General features: G+C 70.7%; 2 protein-coding genes. Both read left to right on the top strand.

Annotated features, from left to right (window positions below):
* Positions 1–48: 48 nt before the first annotated feature.
* The gene (locus P3G67_RS19145; RefSeq protein WP_276094523.1) at positions 49–15,981 is read left to right on the top strand and encodes a type I polyketide synthase; all 15,933 of its coding nucleotides are present in this window, start codon (positions 49–51) and stop codon (positions 15,979–15,981) included.
* Between the two features lie 23 nt (positions 15,982–16,004).
* Positions 16,005–25,511 (top strand): type I polyketide synthase, encoded by a 9,507-nt coding sequence (locus tag P3G67_RS19140; RefSeq protein ID WP_391858294.1) that lies wholly within the window; start codon positions 16,005–16,007, stop codon positions 25,509–25,511.
* The last annotated feature ends 68 nt before the right edge of the window (positions 25,512–25,579 follow it).

Below are 25,579 nucleotides of genomic sequence, written 5' to 3'. Positions count from 1 at the left end.
TTTCCGGCTCGCGCAATTCCCACCACTCTCACCACTGGGACGGCGTAAATGGTGAACGAGGAGAAGTACCTCGATTACCTCAAGCGGGCGACGACCGATCTGCGCGAGACTCGCCGACGACTGCGCGAGGTGGAGGAACGCGACCAGGAGCCCATCGCCATCGTGGCGATGAGCTGCCGCTACCCGGGAGACGTGCGCTCCCCCGAAGATCTGTGGCAGCTCGTCGCACGTGGCGGTGACGCCGTCTCCGGCTATCCGGAGGACCGCGGCTGGGGCACCGACGTGCTGTACGACCCGGAGCCGGACGCCGACGGCAGCACCACGCCCTACCGCCGCGAGGGCGGCTTCCTGCGCGACGCCGCCGAGTTCGATCCGGCGTTCTTCGGCATCTCGCCGCGTGAGGCGCTGGCGATGGACCCGCAGCAGCGGCTGCTGCTGGAAACCTCCTGGGAGGCGTTCGAGCGGGCCGGGATCGACCCGGCGACGCTGCGCGGCAGCCGTACCGGTGTCTTCGCGGGCCTGATGTACCACGACTACGCCGCCCGGCTGTACACCGCCCCTGAGGAGGTCGAGGGCTTCCTCGGCAACGGCAGTTCAGGAAGCATCGCCTCGGGCCGGGTGGCGTACACCTTCGGCCTGGAAGGCCCGGCGGTGACCGTCGACACCGCCTGCTCCTCCTCCCTGGTCGCCGTACACCTGGCCGCACAGGCGCTGCGCAGCGGCGAGTGCACGCTGGCCCTCGCCGGCGGTGTCACCGTCATGTCCACCCCGGGCACCTTCACCGAGTTCAGCCGCCAGCGCGGACTGGCTCTCGACGGCCGCTGCAAGTCCTTCGCACAGGCCGCCGACGGCACCGGTTGGGGCGAGGGCGCGGGCATGCTGCTGCTTGAGCGGCTGTCCGACGCCCGCAAGAACGGCCACCAGGTCCTCGCGCTGGTCCGCGGCAGTGCCATCAACCAGGACGGCGCCAGCAGCGGACTGACCGCACCCAACGGCCCCTCGCAGCAGCGCGTCATCCGCCAGGCGCTCGCCAGCGCACGGCTTTCCACCACCCACATCGACGTGGTGGAGGCGCACGGCACCGGCACCACGCTCGGCGACCCGATCGAGGCGCAGGCGCTGCTGGCCACCTACGGCCAGGGACGGCCCGAGGACCAGCCGCTGTGGCTCGGCTCGATCAAGTCCAACGTCGGCCACACACAGGCCGCCGCGGGCGTCGCCGGGATCATCAAGATGGTCATGGCGATGCGGCACGGCATCCTGCCGAAGACCCTGCACGTCGACGAGCCCTCGCACAACGTCGACTGGACCAAGGGCGCGGTGTCCCTGCTCACCGAGGCCCGGCAGTGGCCGGAGACCGGCCGCCCCCGGCGGGCCGCGGTGTCCTCGTTCGGGATCAGCGGGACCAATGCCCACACGGTGCTGGAGCAGGCACCGGTCGAGGAGGCCGAGGAGACATCCGCCGCCGCGCCGCCGCGCGCCGCGCTGCCGGTCTGGACGCTGTCGGCGAAGACCCAGGCGGCGCTGCGGGAACAGGCACAGCGGCTGCTGGCCCATGTGACCGCACACCCCGAGGTGGCCACCACGGATGTGGCGTTCTCGCTGGCCACCGGCCGGGCTGCGTTCGAGCACCGCGCGGTGGTTGTGGCGGGGGAGCGGGACGGCTTCCTGGCCGGTCTGGAGGCACTGGCCAACGGCCGCCCGGCAGCGGGGCTGACCGAGGGCAGGACCAAGGGCGGCAAGCTCGCGTTCCTGTTCACCGGTCAGGGCAGCCAGCGGATCGGGATGGGTCGGGAGCTGTACGCGACCTATCCCGTCTTCGCCGAGGCGTTGGACGAGGTGTTCGAGCGGTTCGAACTTCCGCTCAGGGATGTGGTGTTCGGCGACGACGGTGCGTTGCTGGACGAGACCGCTTACACGCAGCCTGCGTTGTTCGCGGTTGAGGTGGCGCTGTTCCGGCTCGTTGAGTCGTGGGGTCTGCAGCCTGACTTCGTGGCCGGGCACTCGATTGGTGAGTTGGCTGCGGCGCATGTGGCTGGTGTGTTGTCGCTGGATGATGCCTGCGTGTTGGTGGCGGCTCGTGGCCGTCTGATGCAGGAGTTGCCGGGCGGTGGGGCGATGGTGGCGGTCCAGGCGGCGGAGGACGAGGTTGTTCCGCTGCTGGTGGACGGTGTGAGTATCGCCGCGATCAACGGGCCGACGTCGATCGTCATAGCGGGTGATGAGGCTGCGGTCGTGGAGATCGCGGCTGGGTTTGAGGCGCGGGGTCGTAAGACCAAGCGGCTGACCGTCAGCCATGCGTTCCACTCGTCGCACATGGACGGGATGTTGGAGGCGTTCCGTGAGGTGGCGTCGGGCCTGACCTACGAGGCTCCGCGTATCCCGATCGTCTCCAATCTGACCGGTGCGGTGGTGTCGGCCGAGGAGATCGGGGCTGCGGACTTCTGGGTTCGGCACGTGCGCGTGGCCGTCCGCTTCTGCGACGGGATCCGGGCCCTGGAGGCCGAGGGTGTGGCGACGTTCGTGGAGCTGGGTCCGGACGGTGTGCTGTCTGCGATGGCGCAGGAGTGCGTCGAGCGACCCGAGGACGCCGCGTTCGTCCCCGTACTGCGCAAGGGCCGCCCGGAGGGCGAGGCGCTCGCCACCGCAATGGCCGAGGCGCACGTGCGCGGTGTGCGGTTGGCGTGGGAGGAGGTTTTCGCCGGTACCGGGGTACAGCGCGTTGACCTGCCGACGTACGCCTTCCAGCGTGAAACGTACTGGCTTGACGCTGGCTATCCGACCGGTGACGTGACGGCGGCCGGGCTCGGTGCGGCCGACCACCCGCTGCTCGGCGCGGCCGTGGCGCTCGCCGACACCGACGGTTTCCTCTACACCGGCCGCCTGGCCCTGGACACCCACCCGTGGCTGGCGGATCACGCCGTGCTGGACACGGTCCTGCTGCCCGGCACGGCGTTCGTCGAGTTGGCGATCCGGGCCGGCGACCAGGTGGGCTGCGACCATCTGGAAGAACTCACCCTCGAAGCACCGCTGACCCTCCCGGCGACCGGAGGCGTGCAGCTCCAACTGTGGCTTGGCGCGCCGGACGACACCGGCTGTCGCTCGCTGTCCGTCTACTCGCGGTTCGAGGACGCTGCTGTTGATGAGCCGTGGGTGCGGCATGCCAGTGGTGTGTTGGCTGTTGCTGGGCGAGTGCCGGAGTTCGACCTGGCGGTGTGGCCCCCGGCTGGTGCGGAGGCGGTCAGTGTTGAGGGCCTTTACGAGGGGTTGGCGGCTGCCGGGTTGTCGTACGGTCCGGTCTTCCGTGGGTTGAGTGCTGTTTGGCGTCGGGGTGAAGAGGTCTTCGCCGAGGTCGAGTTGGGGGAGGAGCAGCGGTCGCGGGCTGGTTCGTATGGTCTGCATCCGGCGTTGTTGGACTCCGCTTTGCACGCGGTGGGTTTGGGCGGCTTCTTCGCTGAGGTTGGGGCGCGGTTGCCGTTTGCCTGGAGTGGTGTGTCGTTGCATGCCGTGGGTGCTTCGGTGCTGCGGGTGCGGTTGGCTGCGGCCGGGCAGGACGCGGTGTCGTTGGCGGTGGCTGACGGGACCGGGCAGCCGGTGGCGTCGGTTGCGTCGCTGGTGCTGCGTGGTGTCTCCGCTGAGCAGGTGCGGCAGGTCCGGCATGAGTCGCTGTTCCGGGTGGAGTGGACCAACGTCCCCACGCCGCAGGCGATTCCCGCAGGTCCGTGGGCGGTGCTCGGCAGGGACCACGCGGAGTTGGCGGCCGGGCTTCCGCTCCAGCGGTACGCGGACCTGGACGAGTTGCTGGAGGCCCTGGAAACCGGCTCGGCGGCGGTCCCCGATGTGGTCCTGGTGCCCCACACCGCCTGCGCCACCAGCGCGGAGTCGGTCGCGGTGGCGACCGAGCGGGCACTTGACCTGGTGCGTTCCTGGCTGACAGCAGAGCGCCTCGCCGACTCGCGGCTGGTGTTCGTCACCCATGGCGCGGTGGCCGTCGCAGCCGACGAGACGGTCAACGACCTGACTCGTGCGGCGGTTTGGGGCCTGGTGCGCTCGGCCCAGTCGGAGCACCCCGACCGCTTCGTACTGGTCGACCTGGACGGCCCCGGCACGTCGCTCCCAGCCGCGTGCGCGTCCGGGGAACCGGAAGTCGCCGTACGCGACGGCGCCCTGCGCGCGCCCCGGCTGGCCCGGGTCACCGCTGGTGGCGACACCGGCGTGCGGCCGTACGGCACCGGCGGCACTGTCCTGATCACCGGCGCGACCGGCACGCTGGGCGGTCTTGTCGCCCGGCATCTGGTGACCGAGCACCATGTACGGCACCTGCTGCTGGTCAGCCGCCGGGGTTCCACGGCGGATGGCGCCGCCGAACTGGGCGCCGAACTTACCGCGTTGGGTGCACACGTCACCTGGGCTGCGTGTGACGCGGCCGACCGCACCGCGCTGGCAGATGTGCTGGCCGCGATCCCGGCCGAGCATCCGCTGACCGCGGTGATCCACACCGCTGGTGTGCTGGACGACGGAGTCATCGAGTCACTGACCCCGGAGCGCGTCAGGAACGTCCTGCGCCCGAAGGCAGACGCGGCACTCAACCTGCATGAGCTGACACGCGAACACGATCTGTCGGCGTTCGTGCTGTTCTCCTCGGCCGCCGGTGTGTTCGGCAGTCCCGGCCAGGCCAACTACGCCGCCGCCAACACCTTCCTGGACGCCCTGGCGCACCACCGCCGCGCCCAGGGCCTGCCCGCCGTGTCGCTGGCCTGGGGGCTGTGGGACACGGACGGCGGTATGGCGGGCGGCCTGGACGAGGCCGACGTCAGCCGGATGAACCGCAGTGGAGTCCAGGGCCTGTCAGCCGACGAAGGCCGCCAACTCCTCGACTCGGCCGTCGGCTTGGGCGAAGCGTTGCTCGTGCCGACCAGACTCGACCTCGCCACCCTGCGGGCCAACGCCACCACCGGTGCGGTACCGCCGCTGCTGCGCGGCCTGGTCCGCGTCCCGGCCCGGCGGGCGGCGGAGGCGGCGGGCCGGTCGGCACTGGCGCAGAGCCTGCTCGGCCTCACCGAGGTCGAGCAGGAACGCGTACTGCTCGACCTGGTGCGTACGCACGTCGCGGCCGTGCTCGGCCATGACTCCACGCACGCCGTCGAACCAGACCGTGCCTTCAAGGAGTTGGGCTTCGACTCGCTGACCGCGGTCGAGCTGCGCAACAGGCTCGGTGCCGAGACCGGCATGCGGCTGCCCGCCACACTGATCTTCGACCATCCCACCTCCCTCGTACTCGCCCGCCACCTGCACGCCGAGATCACCGGCGCGCAGGGCACACCGGGCGCCATGGTGACGGCCGCGGGCGCGGCCGACGACGAGCCGATCGCCATCGTGGCGATGAGCTGCCGCTTCCCCGGCGGCGTGGCCACGCCCGAGGAACTGTGGCAGGCGGTGGCCGAGGGGCGGGACGGGATCAGCACGTTCCCGACCAACCGCGGCTGGGATGTTGACTCGCTCTACCACCCGGACCCCGACAACCCGGGCACCAGCTACACCCGCGAGGGTGGCTTCCTGCACGACGCGGGCGACTTCGACCCCACGTTCTTCGGGATCAGCCCGCGCGAGGCATTGGCCACCGACCCCCAACAGCGGCTGCTGCTGGAAACCACCTGGGAGGCGTTCGAGCGGGCCGGGATCGACCCGGCGACGCTGCGCGGCAGCCGTACAGGTGTGTTCGCGGGCGTGATGTACCACGACTACGCGGCGGTCCTGGAGAACACCCCCGACGCGGTCGAGGGCTCACTGGGCTCCGGCAGCACCGGAAGCATCGCCTCGGGCCGGGTGTCGTACACCTTCGGCCTGGAAGGCCCGGCGGTGACCATCGACACCGCCTGCTCGTCATCGCTGGTGGCGCTGCATCTGGCGGTGCAGGCGCTGCGCAACGGCGAGTGCGAGCTGGCGCTGGCCGGTGGCGTCACCGTCATGGCCACCCCCGGCACCTTCGTCGGCTTCAGCCGTCAGCGGGGTCTTGCGGCGGACGGCCGCTGCAAGGCGTTCTCGGCGGACGCGGACGGCACGGGATGGTCCGAGGGCGTCGGCATGCTGTTGGTGGAGCGGCTGTCGGACGCGCGCCGTAACGGGCATCCGGTGCTGGCGGTCGTGCGTGGTAGCGCCATCAACCAGGACGGTGCCAGCAACGGTTTGACCGCGCCGAACGGTCCGTCGCAGCAGCGGGTGATTCGCCAGGCGTTGGCGAACGCTCGGCTCACCGCCGCCGAGGTGGACGTCGTGGAGGCGCACGGTACGGGCACCACGCTGGGCGACCCGATCGAGGCGCAGGCGCTGCTCGCCACCTACGGGCAGGATCACACCGCGGACCAGCCGTTGTGGTTGGGCTCCATCAAGTCCAACTTCGGTCACACGCAGGCGGCGGCCGGTGTCGCCGGTGTGATCAAGATGGTGATGGCGATGCGGCACGGTGTGCTGCCGCGGACGCTGCATGCCGATCAGCCCTCGTCGCATGTGGACTGGTCGGCGGGCGCGGTGTCCTTGCTGACCGAAACACGTGAGTGGCCGGAGACCGGGCGTCCACGCCGGGCCGCGGTGTCCTCGTTCGGCATCAGCGGAACGAACGCGCACACGATCATCGAGCAGGCACCGACCGCTGAGACCGACCGCACTGATGCGGCGGTCACGCTGCCGGTGCTGCCGTTGGTGCTGTCCGGTAAGACCGAGGAGGCCCTGCGCGGGCAGGCGGAGCGGCTGCGCTCCCTGGTTGCGGCGGACGATGACCTGGAACTGCTGGACATCGCCTACTCGTTGGCGACGACGCGCTCGGCGTTGGAGCACCGGGCGGCGCTGACCATCAGCGACCGGCCCGAGCTGCTGCGCGGACTGGAGGCGTTGGCAGCGGGTGCCACCGCCTCTGGCGTGGTCCGGGGTACGGGAGACGGCCGGGGCAAGCTCGCGTTCCTGTTCACCGGTCAGGGCAGCCAGCGGATCGGTATGGGCCGGGAGCTGTACGCGACCTACCCGGTCTTCGCCGAGGCCTTGGACGCGGTGTGTGAACGGTTCGAAGTACCGCTGCGGGATGTGATCTTCGGAGCCGACGGCGGCCTGCTGGACCAGACGGCTTACACGCAGCCTGCGTTGTTCGCGGTTGAGGTGGCGTTGTTCCGGCTCGTTGAGTCGTGGGGGCTGCGGCCTGACTTCGTGGCCGGGCACTCGATTGGTGAGTTGGCTGCGGCGCATGTGGCTGGTGTGTTGTCGCTGGAGGACGCCTGCACGTTGGTGGCGGCTCGCGGTCGCCTGATGCAGGAGTTGCCTGGCGGTGGGGCGATGGTGGCGGTCCAGGCGGCGGAGGACGAGGTTGTTCCGCTGCTGGTGGACGGTGTGAGCATCGCCGCGATCAACGGGCCGACGTCGGTGGTGATAGCGGGTGATGAGGCTGCGGTCCTGGAGGTCGCGGCTGGGTTTGAGGCGCGGGGTCGTAAGACCAAGCGGCTGACCGTGAGCCATGCGTTCCACTCGTCGCACATGGACGGGATGTTGGAGGCGTTCCGTGAGGTGGCGTCGGGCCTGACCTATGAGGCTCCCCGCGTTCCGATCGTCTCCAATCTGACCGGTGCGGTGGTGTCGGCCGAGGAGATCGGGGCTGCGGACTTCTGGGTTCGGCACGTGCGCGAGGCCGTCCGCTTCTGCGACGGGATCCGGGCCCTGGAAGCGCAGGGTGTGGCGACGTTCGTGGAGCTGGGTCCGGACGGTGTGCTGTCTGCGATGGCGCAGGAGTGCGTCGAGCGGCCCGAGGACGCCGCGTTCGTCCCCGTACTGCGCAACGGCCGTCCCGAGCCGGAAACCCTCACCATCGCCCTGGGGCAGGCCCACGTCAACGGCGTGCCCGTTGACTGGCAGGCGTACTTCGCGGGCACCGGCGCCCGCCGCGTGGAGCTGCCCACCTATGCCTTCCAGCGCCGCGCCTACTGGCCTCGCCCGGCTGAGGGGCCGAGCGCCGGTGATGCGGTCGGGCTCGGTCTGGTGGCGGCCGATCATCCGCTGTTGGGGGCCTCGGTCTCGCTGGCGGACGACGATGCTCTGGTGTTCACGGGCAGGTTGTCGCTGCGCACCCACCCGTGGCTGGCGGATCACGCCGTGCTGGACACGGTGCTGCTGCCCGGCACGGCGTTCGTGGAACTCGTCACGTACGCCGGAGACCAGGTTGGCTGTGACCACCTGGAGGAACTCACCCTAGAAGCGCCGCTCACGCTGCCCGAGAACGGCGCGGTCCGCATACAGCTGGTACTCGGCGCGCCGGATGGCTCCGGACGCCGCGAGGTGACGCTGTACTCGCGGTTCGAGGACGCTGCTGTTGATGAGCCGTGGGTGCGGCATGCCAGTGGTGTGTTGGCTGTTGCTGGGCGAGTGCCGGAGTTCGACCTGGCGGTGTGGCCCCCGGCTGGTGCGGAGGCGGTCAGTGTTGAGGGCCTTTACGAGGGGTTGGCGGCTGCCGGGTTGTCGTACGGTCCGGTCTTCCGTGGGTTGAGTGCTGTTTGGCGTCGGGGTGAAGAGGTCTTCGCCGAGGTCGAGTTGGGGGAGGAGCAGCGGTCGCGGGCTGGTTCGTATGGTCTGCATCCGGCGTTGTTGGACTCCGCTTTGCACGCGGTGGGTTTGGGCGGCTTCTTCGCTGAGGTTGGGGCGCGGTTGCCGTTTGCCTGGAGTGGTGTGTCGTTGCATGCCGTGGGTGCTTCGGTGCTGCGGGTGCGGTTGGCTGCGGCCGGGCAGGACGCGGTGTCGTTGGCGGTGGCTGACGGGACCGGGCAGCCGGTGGCGTCGGTTGGGTCGCTGGTGCTGCGTGGTGTCTCCGCTGAGCAGGTGCGGCAGGTCCGGCATGAGTCGCTGTTCCGGGTGGAGTGGGCCGAGCTGACGGTGCCGGAGGCGGCCGAGCGGCCGGCGTGTGTGTCGCTTGGGGCCGAGGGGCTGGCTGCGCTGGCGACTCCGGTGCCGGCCAACGTGGTTGTCGACGGTCTGACGTCGGCCGCGGCGGCTTCGGTCGCGGATGTGCATGCGGCGACGCGGCTGGCTTTGGTGTTGCTCCAGGAGTGGCTGGCGGACGAGCGGTTCGCCGCGTCGCGGCTGGTGTTCCTCACGCGCGGTCCGGAGGACCTTGCGGGTGCGGCGGTACGGGGTCTGGTGCGTTCGGCGCAGTCGGAGAACCCGGGCCGGTTCGTCCTGGTGGACCTCGACCCGTCCGTGTCGAAGCTGGATCCCGCGCTGCTGGGCCTGCCGGAGCAGGAGTTGGCCGTTCGCGACGGTCGCGTACTGACCCCGAGGCTGGCCCGGGTCACCGCTGCTGGTGACACCGGGGTACGGCCGTATGACACCGACGGCACGGTGCTGGTCACCGGCGCGACCGGCACGCTGGGTGGCCTTGTCGCTCGGCATCTGGTGGCCGAGCACGATGTGCGGCATCTGCTGCTGGTGAGTCGGCGGGGTGCGGCGGCGGAGGGTGCGGCTGAACTGGGCGCGGAGTTGGCCGGGTTGGGTGCGCATGTCACTTGGGCGGCGTGTGATGTGGCTGATCGGGATGCGTTGGCGGTGACGTTGGCGGCGGTTCCGGCGGAGCGTCCGTTGACGGCGGTGGTGCATACCGCGGGTGTGCTGGATGACGGTGTCATCGAGTCGTTGACTGCGGAGCGTGTCAGTGAGGTGTTGCGGCCGAAGGTGGATGCGGCTGTCAATCTGCATGAGTTGACGCGTGAGTGTGATCTGTCGGCGTTCGTGTTGTTCTCCTCGGCGGCGGGTGTGTTCGGGAACGCGGGTCAGGGCAACTACGCCGCGGCCAATGTGTTCTTGGACTCCCTTGCCCAGCATCGGCGTGCGTTGGGTCTGCCCGCGGTCTCGTTGGCCTGGGGTCTGTGGGCCGATGAGGGGGGCATGGCCGGTGAGCTCGACACGGCGGACCTCGACCGGATGAACCGCGGCGGCGTCTCCGCCCTCAGCACCGCAGAGGGCCTTGAACTTTTCGACGCCGCACACGGTTTGGCCGACGAAGCTCTCCTCGTCCCCCTGCGCCTGGACACCGCCGCACTTCGCGGCGGCGCCGCCGTACCGCCGTTGCTGCGCGCACTGGCCGGTACGACCGCGCGTAGGACCGCCGCGCAGAGTGCGGAACGCAACGGCTCGCTGGCGCGGCGGCTCGCTGCCCTGCCGACAGCCGAGCAGAACGCCGAACTGCTGGCGCTGGTGCGTACCCAGGTCGCGGCCGTGCTGGGTTACTCGGGCGCCGACGAGGTCGGGCCCGACCGCTCGTTCCGTGAGTTGGGCTTTGACTCGCTGAGCGCGGTCGAGCTGCGCAACCGGCTGGGCGCCGCCACCGATCTCCGGCTGCCCGCCACATTGGTCTTCGACTACCCGACCCCGAAGGTGCTGGCCGAGTTCCTGCGCACCGAAGTACTGGGCGCGGCCCCGGCAGCGTCCGGCAACGCCGTGACGGTCGTCGCGGCCGACGACGAGCCGATCGCCATCGTCGGCCTGGGCTGCCGCTACCCCGGTGGTGTGGAGACCCCTGAAGACCTGTGGCGGCTGGTGATGGACGGCCAGGACGCCATCGGGGCGTTCCCCACCGACCGCGGCTGGAACCTGGACGCGCTCTACGACGCGGACCCGGACCGCACCGGCACCAGCTACGCCCGCGAGGGCGGCTTCGTCGACGACGCGGCAGGTTTCGATCCGGCGTTCTTCGGCATTTCGCCGCGCGAGGCCGTGGCGATGGACCCGCAGCAACGCCTTTTGCTGGAGACGTCCTGGGAGGCGTTCGAGCGGGCCGGGATCGACCCGGCGTCGCTGCGCGGTAGCCGTACCGGTGTGTTCGCGGGCGTGATGTACCACGACTACGCCTCACGGCTGCCGGTGCTTCCGGAGGGCGTCGAGGGCTTCCTCGGCACAGGAAACGCGGCAAGCGTGATCTCGGGCCGGCTCTCGTACACCTTCGGTCTTGAAGGCCCGGCCGTCACCGTGGACACGGCATGCTCGTCGTCGCTGGTGGCGCTGCACCTGGCGGTGCAGGCGCTGCGCAACGGCGAGTGCGAGCTGGCGCTGGCGGGTGGCGTGACGGTGATGGCGACACCGGCGCCCTTCGTGGAGTTCAGCCGTCAGCGGGGTCTCGCGGCGGACGGCCGCTGCAAGGCGTTCTCGGCGGACGCGGACGGCACCGGGTGGTCCGAGGGCGCGGGCGTGCTGCTGGTGGAGCGGCTGTCGGACGCGCGGAAGAACGGCCACCCCGTACTGGCCGTGGTCCGTGGCAGTGCCATCAACCAGGACGGTGCCAGCAACGGTTTGACCGCGCCGAACGGTCCGTCGCAGCAGCGGGTGATTCGCCAGGCGTTGGCGAACGCTCGGCTCACTGCCGCCGAGGTGGACGTCGTGGAGGCGCACGGCACCGGTACGACCCTTGGCGACCCGATCGAGGCACAGGCGCTGCTCGCCACTTACGGCCAGGAGCGGACTGCCGACCAGCCGTTGTGGTTGGGCTCCATCAAGTCCAACTTCGGTCACACGCAGGCGGCGGCCGGTGTCGCCGGTGTGATCAAGATGGTGATGGCGATGCGGCACGGTGTGCTGCCGCGGACGCTGCACGTTGATCAGCCGTCGCCGCATGTGGACTGGTCGGCGGGCGCCGTGTCGTTGCTGACCGAGGCACGGGAGTGGCCGGACTCCGGGCGCCCGCGTCGGGCCGCGGTGTCCTCGTTCGGCTTCAGCGGAACGAACGCGCACACGATCATCGAGCAGGCACCGACCGCTGAGGACGAACACCCGAGTGGGTCGGTGACGCTTCCGGTACTACCCCTGGTGGTGTCCGGCAAGAGTGAGGACGCGCTGCGTGCGCAGGCGGAGCGGCTGCGGTCGCGAGTTGCGGAGGACGAGAACCTTGAACTGGCTGATGTGGCCCACTCGTTGGCGACCACGCGGGCAACACTGGACCGACGCGCGGCGCTGATCGCCAGCGACCGGGCCGAGCTGCTGCGCGAACTGGAGGCTTTGGCGGCGGGCGCCGCCTCCCCCGGTGTGGTGCTGGGGACTGCTTCGGCGGGTCAGACGGCGTTCCTGTTCACCGGTCAGGGCAGCCAGCGGATCGGTATGGGTCGGGAGCTGTACGCGACCTACCCGGTCTTCGCCGAGGCGTTGGACGCGGTGTGTGAACGGTTCGAAGTACCGCTGCGGGATGTGATCTTCGGAGCCGACGGCGGCCTGCTGGACCAGACGGCTTACACGCAGCCTGCGTTGTTCGCGGTTGAGGTGGCGTTGTTCCGGCTCGTTGAGTCGTGGGGGCTGCGGCCTGACTTCGTGGCCGGGCACTCGATTGGTGAGTTGGCTGCGGCGCATGTGGCTGGTGTGTTGTCGCTGGAGGATGCCTGCGTGTTGGTGGCGGCTCGTGGCCGTCTGATGCAGGAGTTGCCTGGCGGTGGGGCGATGGTGGCGGTCCAGGCGGCGGAGGACGAGGTTGTTCCGCTGCTGGTGGACGGTGTGAGTATCGCCGCGATCAACGGGTCGACGTCGATCGTCATCGCGGGTGATGAGGCTGCGGTCGTGGAGGTCGCGGCTGGGTTTGAGGCGCGGGGTCGTAAGACGAAGCGGCTGACCGTGAGCCATGCGTTCCACTCGTCGCACATGGACGGGATGTTGGAGGCGTTCCGTGAGGTGGCCTCGGGCCTGACCTATGAGGCTCCGCGTATCCCGATCGTCTCCAATCTGACCGGTGCGGTGGTGTCGGCCGAGGAGATCGGGACTGCGGACTTCTGGGTCCGGCACGTGCGCGAGGCCGTCCGCTTCTGCGACGGGATCCGGGCCCTGGAAGCGCAGGGTGTGGCGACGTTCGTGGAGCTGGGTCCGGACGGTGTGCTGTCTGCGATGGCGCAGGAGTGCGTCGAGCGACCCGAGGACGCCGCGTTCGCCCCCACTCTCCGCAACGGCCGTCCCGAGGCCGAGACGCTGGCCCTCGCCCTGGGCCAGGCCCACGTACGCGGCGCGGCCGTGGACTGGGCCGCCTACTTCGCCGGCACCGGCGCCCGGCGCGTGGACCTCCCCACGTACCCCTTCCAGCGTCAGCGCTACTGGCTGGAGGCGCCCGCTGGGCTGGTCGGTGATGTGGTCTCGGCCGGGCTCGGTGAGGCACGGCACCCGCTGTTGGGGGCGGCGGTCGAACTGCCTGACTCCGACGGGCTCTTGTACACCGGGCGGCTCGGCCTCGACACCCATCCCTGGCTGGCCGATCACACCGTGTCCGGCACGGTGCTGGTGCCCGGTGCCGCGCTCGTGGAGTTGGCGATCCGGGCCGGGGACCAGGTTGGCTGTGACGTTCTGGACGAGCTGACCCTGGAGGCGCCGCTGGTGCTTCCGGAGCGTGGTGCGGTTCAACTGCGGCTTACCGTGGCCGAGCTGGACGACTCGGGGCGCCGTGCGCTGCACCTGTACTCCCGTTCGCAGGACGCCGACGGCGACGAGCCGTGGACCCGGCACGCCAGCGGCGCACTGACCTCGGGGTCGGGCCAGCCGACCGCACTGGTGGAGTGGCCGCCGAGCGACGCGGAGCCGGTGGAGGTCGACGGTCTCTACGACGACCTGGCCGAGATCGGCCTCGGTTACGGGCCGCTGTTCCAGGGCCTGAAGGCCGCCTGGCGGCGCGACGATGAGGTGTTCGCCGAAGTCGCGCTGGGCGAGGAGCAGCACGCCGAGGCAGGGGAGTTCGGTCTGCATCCGGCGCTGCTGGATGCCGCGCTGCACGCGGTCAGCCTCGGTGACTTCTTCGCCGACGCCGCAACCGGTGCCCGCCTTCCGTTCGCCTGGGACGGCGTGCGGCTGCACGCGGAGGGCGCCTCGGCGCTGCGGGTCCGGGTGTCGGCGGCCGGGCAGGACGCGGTGGCGGTGGCGGTGGCCGATGCGACAGGCCAGCCGGTGCTCTCGGTGGACTCGCTGGTGCTGCGCCCGCTCGCCACCGACCAGCTTGCCGCGGCCCGTACGGGCAGCCGGTACCACGAGTCGCTGTTCCGCATGGACTGGTCCCCGCTGACTGTCTCGTCGGACGCCGCCGAGCACGGCCGTTGGGCCGTCGTCGGCCGGGACGACCTCAAGCTGGGGGCCGCGCTTGAGCTGGCGGGCGGGCAGGTAACCGGCTACCCGGACCTGGCTGGGCTGGCCGACGCGGTGGCTGCCGGGGACACGGCGCCGGACGTCGTGTTCGTCTCGTACGTACCAGACCTCGCCGTCTCCGACGGCATCGCGGAAGCGACACACGCGGCCACCGGTCAGGCGCTGGGGCTGCTGCGGGAGTGGCTGGCCGACGAGCGGTTCGACTCCGGTGACCTCGCCGACAGCAGGCTCGCGGTGGTGACACGTGGTGCGGTGGCCGTTGACGCCGAGGAGGACGTGGACGACCTGGTGCACTCCGCCGTCTGGGGGCTGATGCGCTCGGCGCAGGCGGAGCACCCCGGCCGGTTCGTGCTGATCGACCTCGACGGTGAGGACGCCTCGCTCCAGGAGCTGGCGGCCGCGCTGACCCTGGACGCGTCCGACGAGCCGCAACTCGCCGTGCGCGCCGGGTCGGTGTACGCGCCACGGCTGGCCCGGGTGGCGGCGGTCGAGGACACGCCGCTGCCGGACTTCGACCCGGACGGCACGGTGCTGGTCACCGGCGCGACCGGCACGCTGGGTGGCCTTGTCGCTCGGCATCTGGTGGCCGAGCACGATGTGCGGCATCTGCTGCTGGTGAGTCGGCGGGGTGCGGCGGCGGAGGGTGCGGCTGAACTGGGCGCGGACTTGGCCGGGTTGGGTGCGCATGTCACTTGGGCGGCGTGTGATGTGGCTGATCGGGATGCGTTGGCGGTGACGTTGGCGGCGGTTCCGGCGGAGCGTCCGTTGACGGCGGTGGTGCATACCGCGGGTGTGCTGGATGACGGTGTCATCGAGTCGTTGACTGCGGAGCGTGTCAGTGAGGTGTTGCGGCCGAAGGTGGATGCGGCTGTCAATCTGCATGAGTTGACGCGTGGATGTGATCTGTCGGCGTTCGTGTTGTTCTCCTCGGCGGCGGGTGTGTTCGGGAACGCGGGTCAGGGCAACTACGCCGCGGCCAATGTGTTCTTGGACTCCCTTGCCCAGCATCGGCGTGCGTTGGGTCTGCCCGCGGTCTCGTTGGCCTGGGGTCTGTGGGCCGATGAGGGGGGCATGGCCGGTGAGCTCGACACGGCGGACCTCGACCGGATGAACCGCGGCGGTATGGCCGCGCTTTCGGCCGCCGAGGGCCTGACGTTGTTCGACGTGGCCAGCGCGCTGAACGACGGCTTGCTGCTGGCCGCCCGACTCGACCTGGACGGTCTGCGCGCCCAGGGCGCCGTACCGCCGCTGCTGCGCGGGCTGATCCGTACCCCGCGCCGCCGTACGGCGGGTGGTGGTGCCACGGCGGCCGGTGCGGCGAGCAGCCTCGTCGAGCGGCTGGCCGGGCTACCCGCCGCGGAGCGGGACCGGATGCTGCTGGACCTGGTGCGCACCCAGGTAGCCGGTGTGCTGGGGCATGACGGCGCGGCGGCGATCGAACCGGACGCCGCGTTCAAGGAGTTGGGCTTCGACTCCCTGACCGCCGTGGAACTACGCAACCGGCTGGGCGCCGCCACCGGGCTGCGCCTCGCCGCCACACTGATCTTCGACTACCCGACGCCCACCGCACTCGCCGAACACCTGCGTACCGCCCTGCCGCTCACCGAAGGCCCGTCCGTGTTCGACGAACTCGACCGGCTGGAGGCCACGTTGGCCGACCTCGTCTCCGGCGAGACGGCCGTCGACGGGGCCAACCGGGACCGCGTGACCATGCGACTGCGGACCCTGATGGCCAAGTGGCAGGACGCGCAGGACGCGTCGGGCGACGGTGCCGCCGATGACGACCACGACCTCGAAACAGTCACAGATGACGAGCTTTTCGACCTGCTCGACGACGAGCTCGGCTCGTCCTGAGAAAGAAGGACCCCGACGCGATGGTGAATGAGGACAAGCTTCGCGACTACCTCAAGCGGGCCACCGCCGACCTGCGTCAGGCCCGTCGGCGGCTGCGCGAGGTCGAGGAGCGGAACCAGGAGCCCATCGCCATCGTGGCGATGAGCTGCCGCTACCCCGGAGGCGTACGCACCCCCGAGGACCTGTGGCGGCTGGTCGTGGACGGTACGGACGCCATCGGGCAGTTCCCCAGCGACCGTGGCTGGGACGTGGAGTCGCTGTACGACGCCGACCCCGACCAGCCCGGCTCCAGCTACGTCAGTGAGGGTGGCTTCCTCTACGACGCGGGCCGGTTCGACCCGGCCCTGTTCGGGATCAGCCCGCGTGAGGCGCTGGCGATGGACCCGCAGCAGCGGCTGCTGCTGGAAGCCTCCTGGGAGGCGTTCGAGCGGGCCGGGATCGATCCCACCTCGGTACGCGGCAGCCGCACGGCGGTGTTCGCGGGCGTGATGTACCACGACTACACCGCCCGGCTGGACGCCGTGCCCGAGGGTGTCGAGGGGTTCCTGGGCACCGGAAGCTCCGGCAGCATCGCCTCCGGCCGGGTGTCGTATGTCTTCGGCCTTGAGGGCCCGGCCGTCACGGTGGACACCGCCTGCTCGTCGTCGCTGGTCACCCTGCACATGGCGGTGCAGGCGCTGCGCAACGGCGAGTGCTCGCTGGCGCTCGCGGGCGGTGTGACGGTCATGGCGACGCCCGCCACCTTCACCGAGTTCAGCCGCCAGCGCGGCCTCGCCGCCAACGGCCGCTGCAAGCCGTTCGCCGCCGCCGCCGACGGCACCGGATGGGGCGAAGGCGTGGGCATGCTGCTCGTGGAGCGGCTGTCGGACGCCCGGCGCAACGGCCACCCGGTACTCGCGATCGTGCGGGGCAGCGCCGTCAACCAGGACGGTGCGAGCAACGGTCTTACGGCGCCGAACGGTCCTTCGCAGCAGCGGGTGATCCACCAGGCGCTCACCAACGCCAGCCTGTCCGCCGCCCAGGTCGACGCGGTAGAGGCGCACGGCACCGGCACGACCCTTGGCGACCCGATCGAGGCGCAGGCACTGCTGGCCACCTATGGGCAGGACCGTCCGCAGGACCGGCCGCTGCTGCTGGGGTCGATCAAGTCCAACATCGGCCACACGCAAGCGGCGGCCGGTGTCGCGGGCGTGATGAAGATGGTGCTGGCGATGCGACACGGTGTGCTGCCCAAGACGCTGCACATCGACGAGCCGACGCCGCACGTGGACTGGTCGGCGGGCGCGGTGTCCCTGCTGACCGAGGCCCAGGAGTGGCCGGAGACCGGCGAGCCGCGCCGTGCGGGCGTGTCCTCGTTCGGTTTCAGTGGGACGAACGCGCATGTGATCGTGGAGCAGGCGCCGGTTGAGGTTGTGGCGGAGGGGGAGCCGCAGGCTGTTTCTGGGGTTGTGCCTGGTGTGGTGGTGTGGCCGTTGTCCGGTAAGGGTGAGGCCGCGTTGCGGGGTCAGGCGCAGCGGTTGCTGGCGGTGTTGGACGCTGGGGTGGATGGGCGTCCGGTGGATGTGGGGTGGTCGTTGGCCACGGGTCGGGCTGCGTTGGATCACCGTGCGGTGGTGCGGGGTGCGGATCTGGCGGAACTGCGGTCCGGGGTGGAGGCGTTGGCCGCTGGTGGGATGGCGGCTGGGTTGACCTGTGGTGTGAGTGTCGGTGGTAAGGCGGCGTTTGTCTTTCCGGGGCAGGGGTCGCAGTGGGTGGGCATGGCGGTGGGGTTGTTGGATGCCTCGCCGGTGTTCGCGGCGCGGATCGATGAGTGTGCGGCGGCTTTGGAGCCGTTCACTGATTGGTCGTTGGTCGATGTGCTGCGGGGGAATGAGGGTGCGCCGTCGTTGGACCGGGTTGATGTGGTTCAGCCGGTGTTGTTCGCCGTGATGGTGTCGTTGGCCGAGCTGTGGCGGTCGGTGGGTGTTGTGCCCGCTGCCGTGGTGGGGCATTCGCAGGGTGAGATCGCTGCCGCGTGTGTGGCGGGGATCCTCAGCCTTGGCGATGCGGCGCGGGTGGTTGCGTTGCGTAGTCAGGCGATTGGGCGGGTGCTGGCCGGGTTGGGTGGCATGGTCTCGGTTGCCCTGCCGGTGGGGGATGTTCGGGAGCGGTTGGCGGTTTGGGGTGAGGACCGGGTTTCGGTGGCGGCGGTCAACGGTCCGTCCTCGGTCGTGGTCTCTGGTGAGCCGGTCGCGTTGGATGAGTTGTTGGCTTCGTGTGAGGCCGATGGGGTGCGGGCGCGTCGCATTCCGGTGGATTACGCCTCGCATTCGGCGCAGGTGGAGCTTTTGCGGGACGAGCTGCTGGAGATTTTGGCTCCGATCGTCCCGGGGTCTGCGCGGGTGCCGTTCCTTTCCACGGTCACGGGTGAGTGGGTGCGGGGTCCGGAGCTGACGGCGGAGTACTGGTTCCGTAATCTGCGGCAGACGGTGGAGTTGGAGAGGGCGGTCCGTGCGCTGCTGGAGCAGGGCTTCGGGGTCTTTATCGAGTCCAGTGCGCATCCGGTGCTCACTGTTGGTGTTCAGGAGACGATCGAGGACTGCGGCCGTCAGGCGGCGGCCCTGGGGTCGTTGCGGCGTGATGAGGGTGGGCTGGAGCGTTTCTACGCTTCGCTGGGCGAGGCCTACGTACATGGTGTGACCGTTGACTGGGACGCGGTCTTCGCGGGAACCGGCGCCCACCGGGTCGACCTGCCCACCTACGCCTTCCAGCGCCAGCACTACTGGCTGGAGTCCGGCGCTGCCAACCCCGCTGAAGACAGTGGCACGGACTCCGTGGAGGCCCGCTTCTGGGAGGCCGTCGAGCGCGAGGACTTCGAGGCGCTGTCCGCCGAGTTGGCGGTGGACGGCGACCAGCCGTGGAGTGAGGCGCTGTCCGCGCTGTCCGCCTGGCGCAGGCAGGGGCGTGAGAACTCGACGGTGGACGGCTGGCGTTACCGGGTCACCTGGAAGCCGGTGACCGAGGAGACGGCGGCACGGCTCTCCGGCACCTGGCTGCTCGTGGCGTCCGACCAGGAGAGCCCATGGGCGGTTGAGGCGGTCCGCGTACTCACTGAACGAGGGGCGTCCGTACGGCTGTTGACTGCGGCCGATACCGGCCGGAAGTCGCTGGCCGATGCGCTCGCCGCCGAGGACGGGCCGTTCAGCGGTGTGCTGTCGCTGCTGGCGTTGGACGGCCAGCCGCAGCCGCTGCACGCGTCCATGGCGTTGGTGCAGGCGCTCGGCGATGCCGGGATCGACGCGCCGCTGTGGCTGGCCACCCGTGGTGCGGTTGCCGTCAACCGCGCGGAGCCGCTGGACGACCCCGCGCAGGCGCTGGTGTGGGGCCTTGGCCGGGTCGTGGCGCTGGAGCACGGTGAGCGCTGGGGCGGTCTGGTCGACCTGCCCGAAGCCGTCGACGACCGCGCGCTGGCCCGGGTCGTGGCGGCCCTCGCCGGGACCGAAAGCGAGGACCAGGTCGCGGTGCGGCCCTCCGGGCTGTACGTCCGCAGGCTGGTACGCGCCCCCCTGGCGCAGACGCCCGCCGTGCGTGACTGGCGGCCGGACGGCACCGTCCTGGTCACCGGTGGCACCGGGGCGCTCGGCGCGCACGTCGCCCGCTACCTCGCCCGCACCGGCGCCCGGCACCTCGTGCTGACCAGCCGCCGCGGCCTCGACGCACCCGGCGCCACCGAACTACGTGCCGAACTGTCCGAGTTGGGCGCCGAGGCCACGATCGCGGCCTGTGATGTGGCCGACCGGGACGCGCTGGCCGCACTGCTCGCCGAGATACCCGCCGACCGGCCGCTCACGGCCGTCGTGCACACCGCCGCCGTACTGGACGACGCGGTCATCGAGGCGCTGACCCCGGAGCAGCTCGACCGGGTGCTGCGGGTCAAGGTCGACGCCACGCGCAACCTGCACGAGCTGACCCGTGACCTCGACCTGTCCGCGTTCGTGCTGTTCTCGTCCTTCGCCGCCACCTTCGGCGCCCCGGGGCAGGGCAACTACGCGCCGGGGAACGCGTTCCTGGACGCCTTCGCCGAGTACCGGCGCGCCGCCGGGCTGCCCGCGACCTCGGTGGCGTGGGGGCCATGGGGTGACGGTGGTATGGCGGAGGGCGCGGTCGGTGACCGGATGCGCCGCCACGGTGTGCTGGAGATGGCACCGGAACTCGCGGTCACCGCGCTCCAGCACGCCCTGGACCGGGACGAGACCACGCTGACCGTGGCCGACATGGAATGGAAGCGCTTCGTCCTGGCCTTCACCTCCGGCCGCCCGCGCCCGCTGCTGCACGACCTGCCCGAGGCCAGGGCGGTCATGGAGTCGCTACGCGCCGACGCCGAAGAGGAGGCGGCAGGCGGCGCGGCCCTCGTACAGCGGATGTCGGGCCTTTCCGAGGCCGAACAGGAGCGGCTGCTACTGGAGTTGGTGCGCGGCGCCGTCGCTTCCGTGCTGGGTTACCAGGGCGCGGACGCGGTGGAGGCGAACCGGGCGTTCAAGGAGTTGGGCTTCGACTCGCTGACCGCCGTGGAGCTGCGGAACAGGTTGAACGGGGCGACGGCGCTGCGGCTGCCGCCGACCCTGATCTTCGACTACCCGACGCCGACCGCCCTCTCCAGGTATCTGCGCACCGAACTCTCCGGTGAGCAGGGCGCGCTGGCGGCTCCGCTGCCGACCGCTGCCGCCACCGCCAGTGACGAGCCGATCGCGATCGTGGCGATGAGCTGCCGCTTCCCCGGGGACGTGCGATCGCCGGAGGAACTGTGGGGGCTGCTGAACTCCGGCGGTGACGCGCTGAGCGGGTTCCCGCTGGACCGCGGCTGGGACGTCGAGGCGCTGTACAACCCGGATCCGGACGCGCAGGGCACCTCGTACACCCGTGAGGGCGGGTTCCTCAGCGATGCGGCGCGGTTCGACTCCGGGTTCTTCGGGATCAGCCCGCGTGAGGCGCTGGCGATGGACCCGCAGCAGCGGCTGCTGCTGGAAGCCTCCTGGGAGGCGTTCGAGCGGGCCGGGATCGATCCGGCGACGCTGCGCGGCAGCCAGTCCGGTGTCTTCGTGGGCACCAACGGTTCCGACTACTCGATGCTGATGCAGGGCAGCGGCGAGGGCTTCGAAGGCCACCTGGCGACCGGCACCGCCGGAAGCGTTGTCTCCGGCCGGTTGTCGTACACGTTCGGGCTTGAGGGGCCGGCCGTCACGGTGGACACCGCGTGCTCGGCGTCGCTGGTCGCGCTGCACCTGGCCGTTCAGGCGCTGCGCAACGGCGAGTGCTCGCTGGCGCTCGCGGGCGGTGTGACGGTGATGTCGACCCCGGGCACCTTCATCGAGTTCAGCCGTCAGCGTGGGCTTTCCACGGACGGCCGCTGCAAGGCGTTCTCGTCGGACGCCGACGGGTTCTCCCCGGCCGAGGGCGTGGGCATGCTGCTCGTCGAGCGGCTGTCGGACGCCCAGCGCAACGGCCACCCGGTGCTGGCCGTGGTGCGGGGCACCGCGGTCAACCAGGACGGTGCCAGCAACGGCCTCACCGCGCCCAACGGCCCCTCGCAGCAGCGGGTGATCCGCCAGGCGCTGGCGAACGCCCGACTCACCGCCGCCGAGGTGGACGTCGTCGAGGCGCACGGCACCGGCACCTCGCTCGGTGACCCCATCGAGGCGCAGGCGCTGCTGGCCACCTACGGCCAGGGGCGGCCGGAGGACCAACCCCTGCTGCTGGGGTCGATCAAGTCCAACATCGGCCACGCACAGGCCGCGGCCGGTGTCGCCGGTGTGATGAAGATGGTGCTGGCGATGCGACACGGTGTGCTGCCGAAGTCACTGCACATCGCCGAGCCGACGCCGCACGTGGACTGGTCGGCGGGCGCGGTCTCACTGCTGACCGAGGCGCGCGAGTGGCCCGAAACCGGTCATCCGCGCCGTGCGGGCGTGTCCTCGTTCGGCTTCAGCGGTACGAACGCGCACGCCGTACTCGAACAGGCCCCTACCGTTGAGGAGGAGACCCCGGTACAGTCCGCCGACACCTCGCCCGTCGTGCCGTGGGTGCTCTCCGGCAAGAGCGAGGCGGCGCTGCGCGGACAGGCCGAGCGGTTGCTTGCCCACCTCGGCACCCACGGTGACCTGCGGCCCGCTGACGTCGGCTACTCGCTGGCCACCACCCGGGCCGGACTGGACCACCGCGCGGTGGTGGTCGGCCGTGACCGGGAAGACTTCGTGCGCGGACTGGACGCACTGGCCCAGGGGCTCAGCCTGCCGAACCTCGTTGAGGGGGCAGGAGTCGGGGGCCAAGGGGTCTTCCTGTTCCCCGGACAGGGGTCGCAATGGGTAGGCATGGCTGTCGGGTTGTTGGACGCTTCACCCGTGTTCGCTGCCCGGATCGATGAGTGTGCGGCGGCTTTGGAACCGTTCACTGATTGGTCGTTGGTCGATGTGCTGCGGGGGAATGAGGGTGCGCCGTCGTTGGACCGGGTTGATGTGGTTCAGCCGGTGTTGTTCGCGGTGATGGTGTCGTTGGCCGAGCTGTGGCGGTCGGTGGGTGTTGTGCCCGCTGCCGTGGTGGGGCATTCGCAGGGTGAGATCGCTGCCGCGTGTGTGGCGGGGATCCTCAGCCTTGGCGATGCGGCGCGGGTGGTTGCGTTGCGTAGTCAGGCGATTGGGCGGGTGCTGGCCGGGTTGGGTGGCATGGTCTCGGTTGCCCTGCCGGTGGGGGATGTCCGGGAGCGGTTGGCGGTTTGGGGTGAGGATCGGGTTTCGGTGGCGGCGGTCAACGGTCCGTCCTCGGTCGTGGTCTCTGGTGAGCCGGTCGCGTTGGATGAGTTGTTGGCTTCGTGTGAGGCCGATGGGGTGCGGGCGCGTCGCATTCCGGTGGATTACGCCTCGCATTCGGCGCAGGTGGAGCTTTTGCGGGACGAGCTGTTGGAGATTTTGGCTCCGATCGTCCCGGGGCCTGCGCGGGTGCCGTTCCTTTCCACGGTCACGGGTGAGTGGGTGCAGGGTCCGGAGCTGACGGCGGAGTACTGGTTCCGTAATCTGCGGCAGACGGTGGAGTTGGAGAGGGCGGTCCGTGCGCTGCTGGAGCAGGGCTTCGGGGTCTTCATCGAGTCCAGTGCGCATCCGGTGCTCACTGTTGGTGTTCAGGAGACGATCGAGGACTGCGGCCGTCAGGCGGCGGCCCTGGGGTCGTTGCGGCGTGATGAGGGTGGGCTGGAGCGTTTCTACGCTTCGCTGGGCGAGGCCTACGTACATGGTGTGACCGTTGACTGGGACGCGGTCTTCGCGGGAACCGGCGCCCACCGGGTCGACCTGCCCACCTACGCCTTCCAGCGCCAACGCTACTGGCCGGAGGCCTCCGCGTTGGAGACGGTCGAGTCTTCGCCGTCCGACCCGACCGACGCCCTGTTCTGGGAGGCCGTCGAGCGTGAGGACCTGGAATCCCTCGCCGACACCCTGGAGATAGACGGCGAGCCGCTGGGCGCCGTACTGCCCACACTGTCCTCGTGGCGCCGCCAGAGCCGTGAGAAGTCGACGGTGGACGGCTGGCGTTACCGTGTGACGTGGCAGCCGCTGGCCGAGGAGCGGACGGCCCGGCTCTCCGGAACATGGCTGCTGGTAGTGCCCGAGACCGGGGCCGCCCAGACGGCGGACGTCGCCCGAGTGCTCGCCGAACGCGGAGCTTCCGTAAGGCAGTTGCCGCTGGCGGCCGCCGACACCGACCGGAAGGTGCTGGCCGACCGGCTGCGCGACGAGCTGCCGGTCGGCGAACGGATCGGCGGAGTGCTCTCGCTGCTCGCGTTCGACGCCCATCCGCAGGCGCTGCACGGCTCGCTCGCCCTCGTCCAGGCGTTGGGCGATGCCGGGATCGACGCCCCGCTGTGGTGCGCCACGCGGGGAGCGGTGTCGGTGGCGGCGACGGACCCGGTACGTGATCCGGCGCAGGCGCTGCTGTGGGGCTTCGGCCGGACGGTGGCGTTGGAGTACCCGCAGCGTTGGGGTGGTCTGGTCGATCTGCCGGAGGCCGCCGATGAGCGTGCGCTGTCCCGGCTGGTCGCGGTACTGGCCGGGCTGGACGGCGAGGACCAGGTGGCGGTGCGCCCCGCGGGGCTGTTCGCCCGCAGGCTGACCCGTGCCTCGCTCGCCGACGCGGTCGCGGTGCGCGGCTGGCGACCGGACGGCACGGTGCTGGTCACCGGCGGTACGGGGGCGCTTGGCGGGCACGTCGCCCGCTGGCTGGCGGACAACGGTGCCCAGCACCTCGTGCTGACCAGCCGCCGCGGCCTCGAAGCACCCGGCGCCGCCGAACTGCGTGACGAGCTGGCCGAGTCGGGTGCCGACGTCACCATCGCGGCCTGCGACGCCGCAGACCGGGACGCGCTGGCCGCACTGCTCGCCGACATTCCCGCCGACCGGCCGCTCACCGCGGTCGTGCACACCGCGGGAGTGCTGGACGACGGTGTGCTGGACGCGCTCACCCCGGAACGGTTCGCCACCGTACTGGGGCCGAAGGCGGATGCCGCGCGCAACCTGCACGAGCTGACCGCGGAGTTGGACCTGTCGGCGTTCGTGCTGTTCTCGGGTGTCGCGGGCACGCTCGGTGACGCCGGTCAGGCCAACTACGCCGCCGCCAACGCCTACCTGGACGCACTCGCGGAGCACCGCCGGGCCAACGGCCTGACGGCCACCTCCGTGGCCTGGGGGCGCTGGGGCGACAGCGGCCTGGCCGCGGGCGGCGCCATCGGCGACCGCCTCGATCGGGGCGGTGTCCCGGCGATGGCACCGCGGTTGGCGATCAGCGCGCTACAGCAGGCGCTGGACCACGACGAGACGACGGTGGCCATCGCGGACATCCGCTGGGAGCGGTTCGCCCCCGGGTTCACCGCGGTGCGCCGCAGCCCGTTCATCGGCGAACTGCCGGAGGTGCGGCGGCTGGCGCAGACCGGTGCCGCGGGCGACGAGTCCGCTGCGGCCGGGTCGTCGGCGGAGGCGCTGCGGCAGCGGCTGGCCGGGATGTCGCAGGCCGAACAGTCGCTGGTGGTGGTGGAGTTGGTCCGCTCGCACGCGGCCAGCGCGCTCGGCCACCCGTCGACCGCGGAGGTCGGAGCGGGCCGAGCGTTCAAGGAGCTCGGCTTCGACTCCCTGATCGCCCTGGAACTGCGCAACCGGCTGACCGCGGCCACCGGGCTGCGGTTGCCCGCGACGCTGGTCTTCGACTACCCGACGCCCGCCGCGCTGGCCGACTTCCTGCGTGCCGAGATCACCCAGGACGGCGGGGCCACGGCGGCCCCGGGCATCGCGGAGCTGGAGAAGCTGGAGTCGGCGCTGTCCGTGCTCGACCCGGACAGCGAGACCCGGGCGGACATAGCGCTGCGCCTCCAGGCCCTGCTGGCGAAGTGGGGCGAACCAGAGCCCACTTCGAACGGCGCGACCGTGACGGAACAACTGCAAGAGGCAACACCCGATGAGGTATTCGCCTTCATCGAAAACGAGCTCGGGTTCGGGGACGGCCCCCGGCCATAGCGGTAGCACGACAGAGCGCGGGCATTCCCGGCGCAAGCGTTTGTGACGAGAAGCATGGGTGAGGTTCC

The organism is Streptomyces silvisoli, assembly GCF_029269905.1.
Taxonomy (GTDB): Bacteria; Actinomycetota; Actinomycetes; order Streptomycetales; family Streptomycetaceae; genus Streptantibioticus_A; species Streptantibioticus_A silvisoli_A.
The sequence above is the reverse complement of the archived record's forward strand: the minus strand, read 5'-3'. Positions and strand labels throughout refer to the sequence as shown.

Coding starts and splice junctions, on each gene's coding strand:
- P3G67_RS19145 (WP_276094523.1), top strand. CDS start 49: ATGGTGAACGAGGAGAAGTACCTCGATTACCTCAAGCGGGCGACGACC.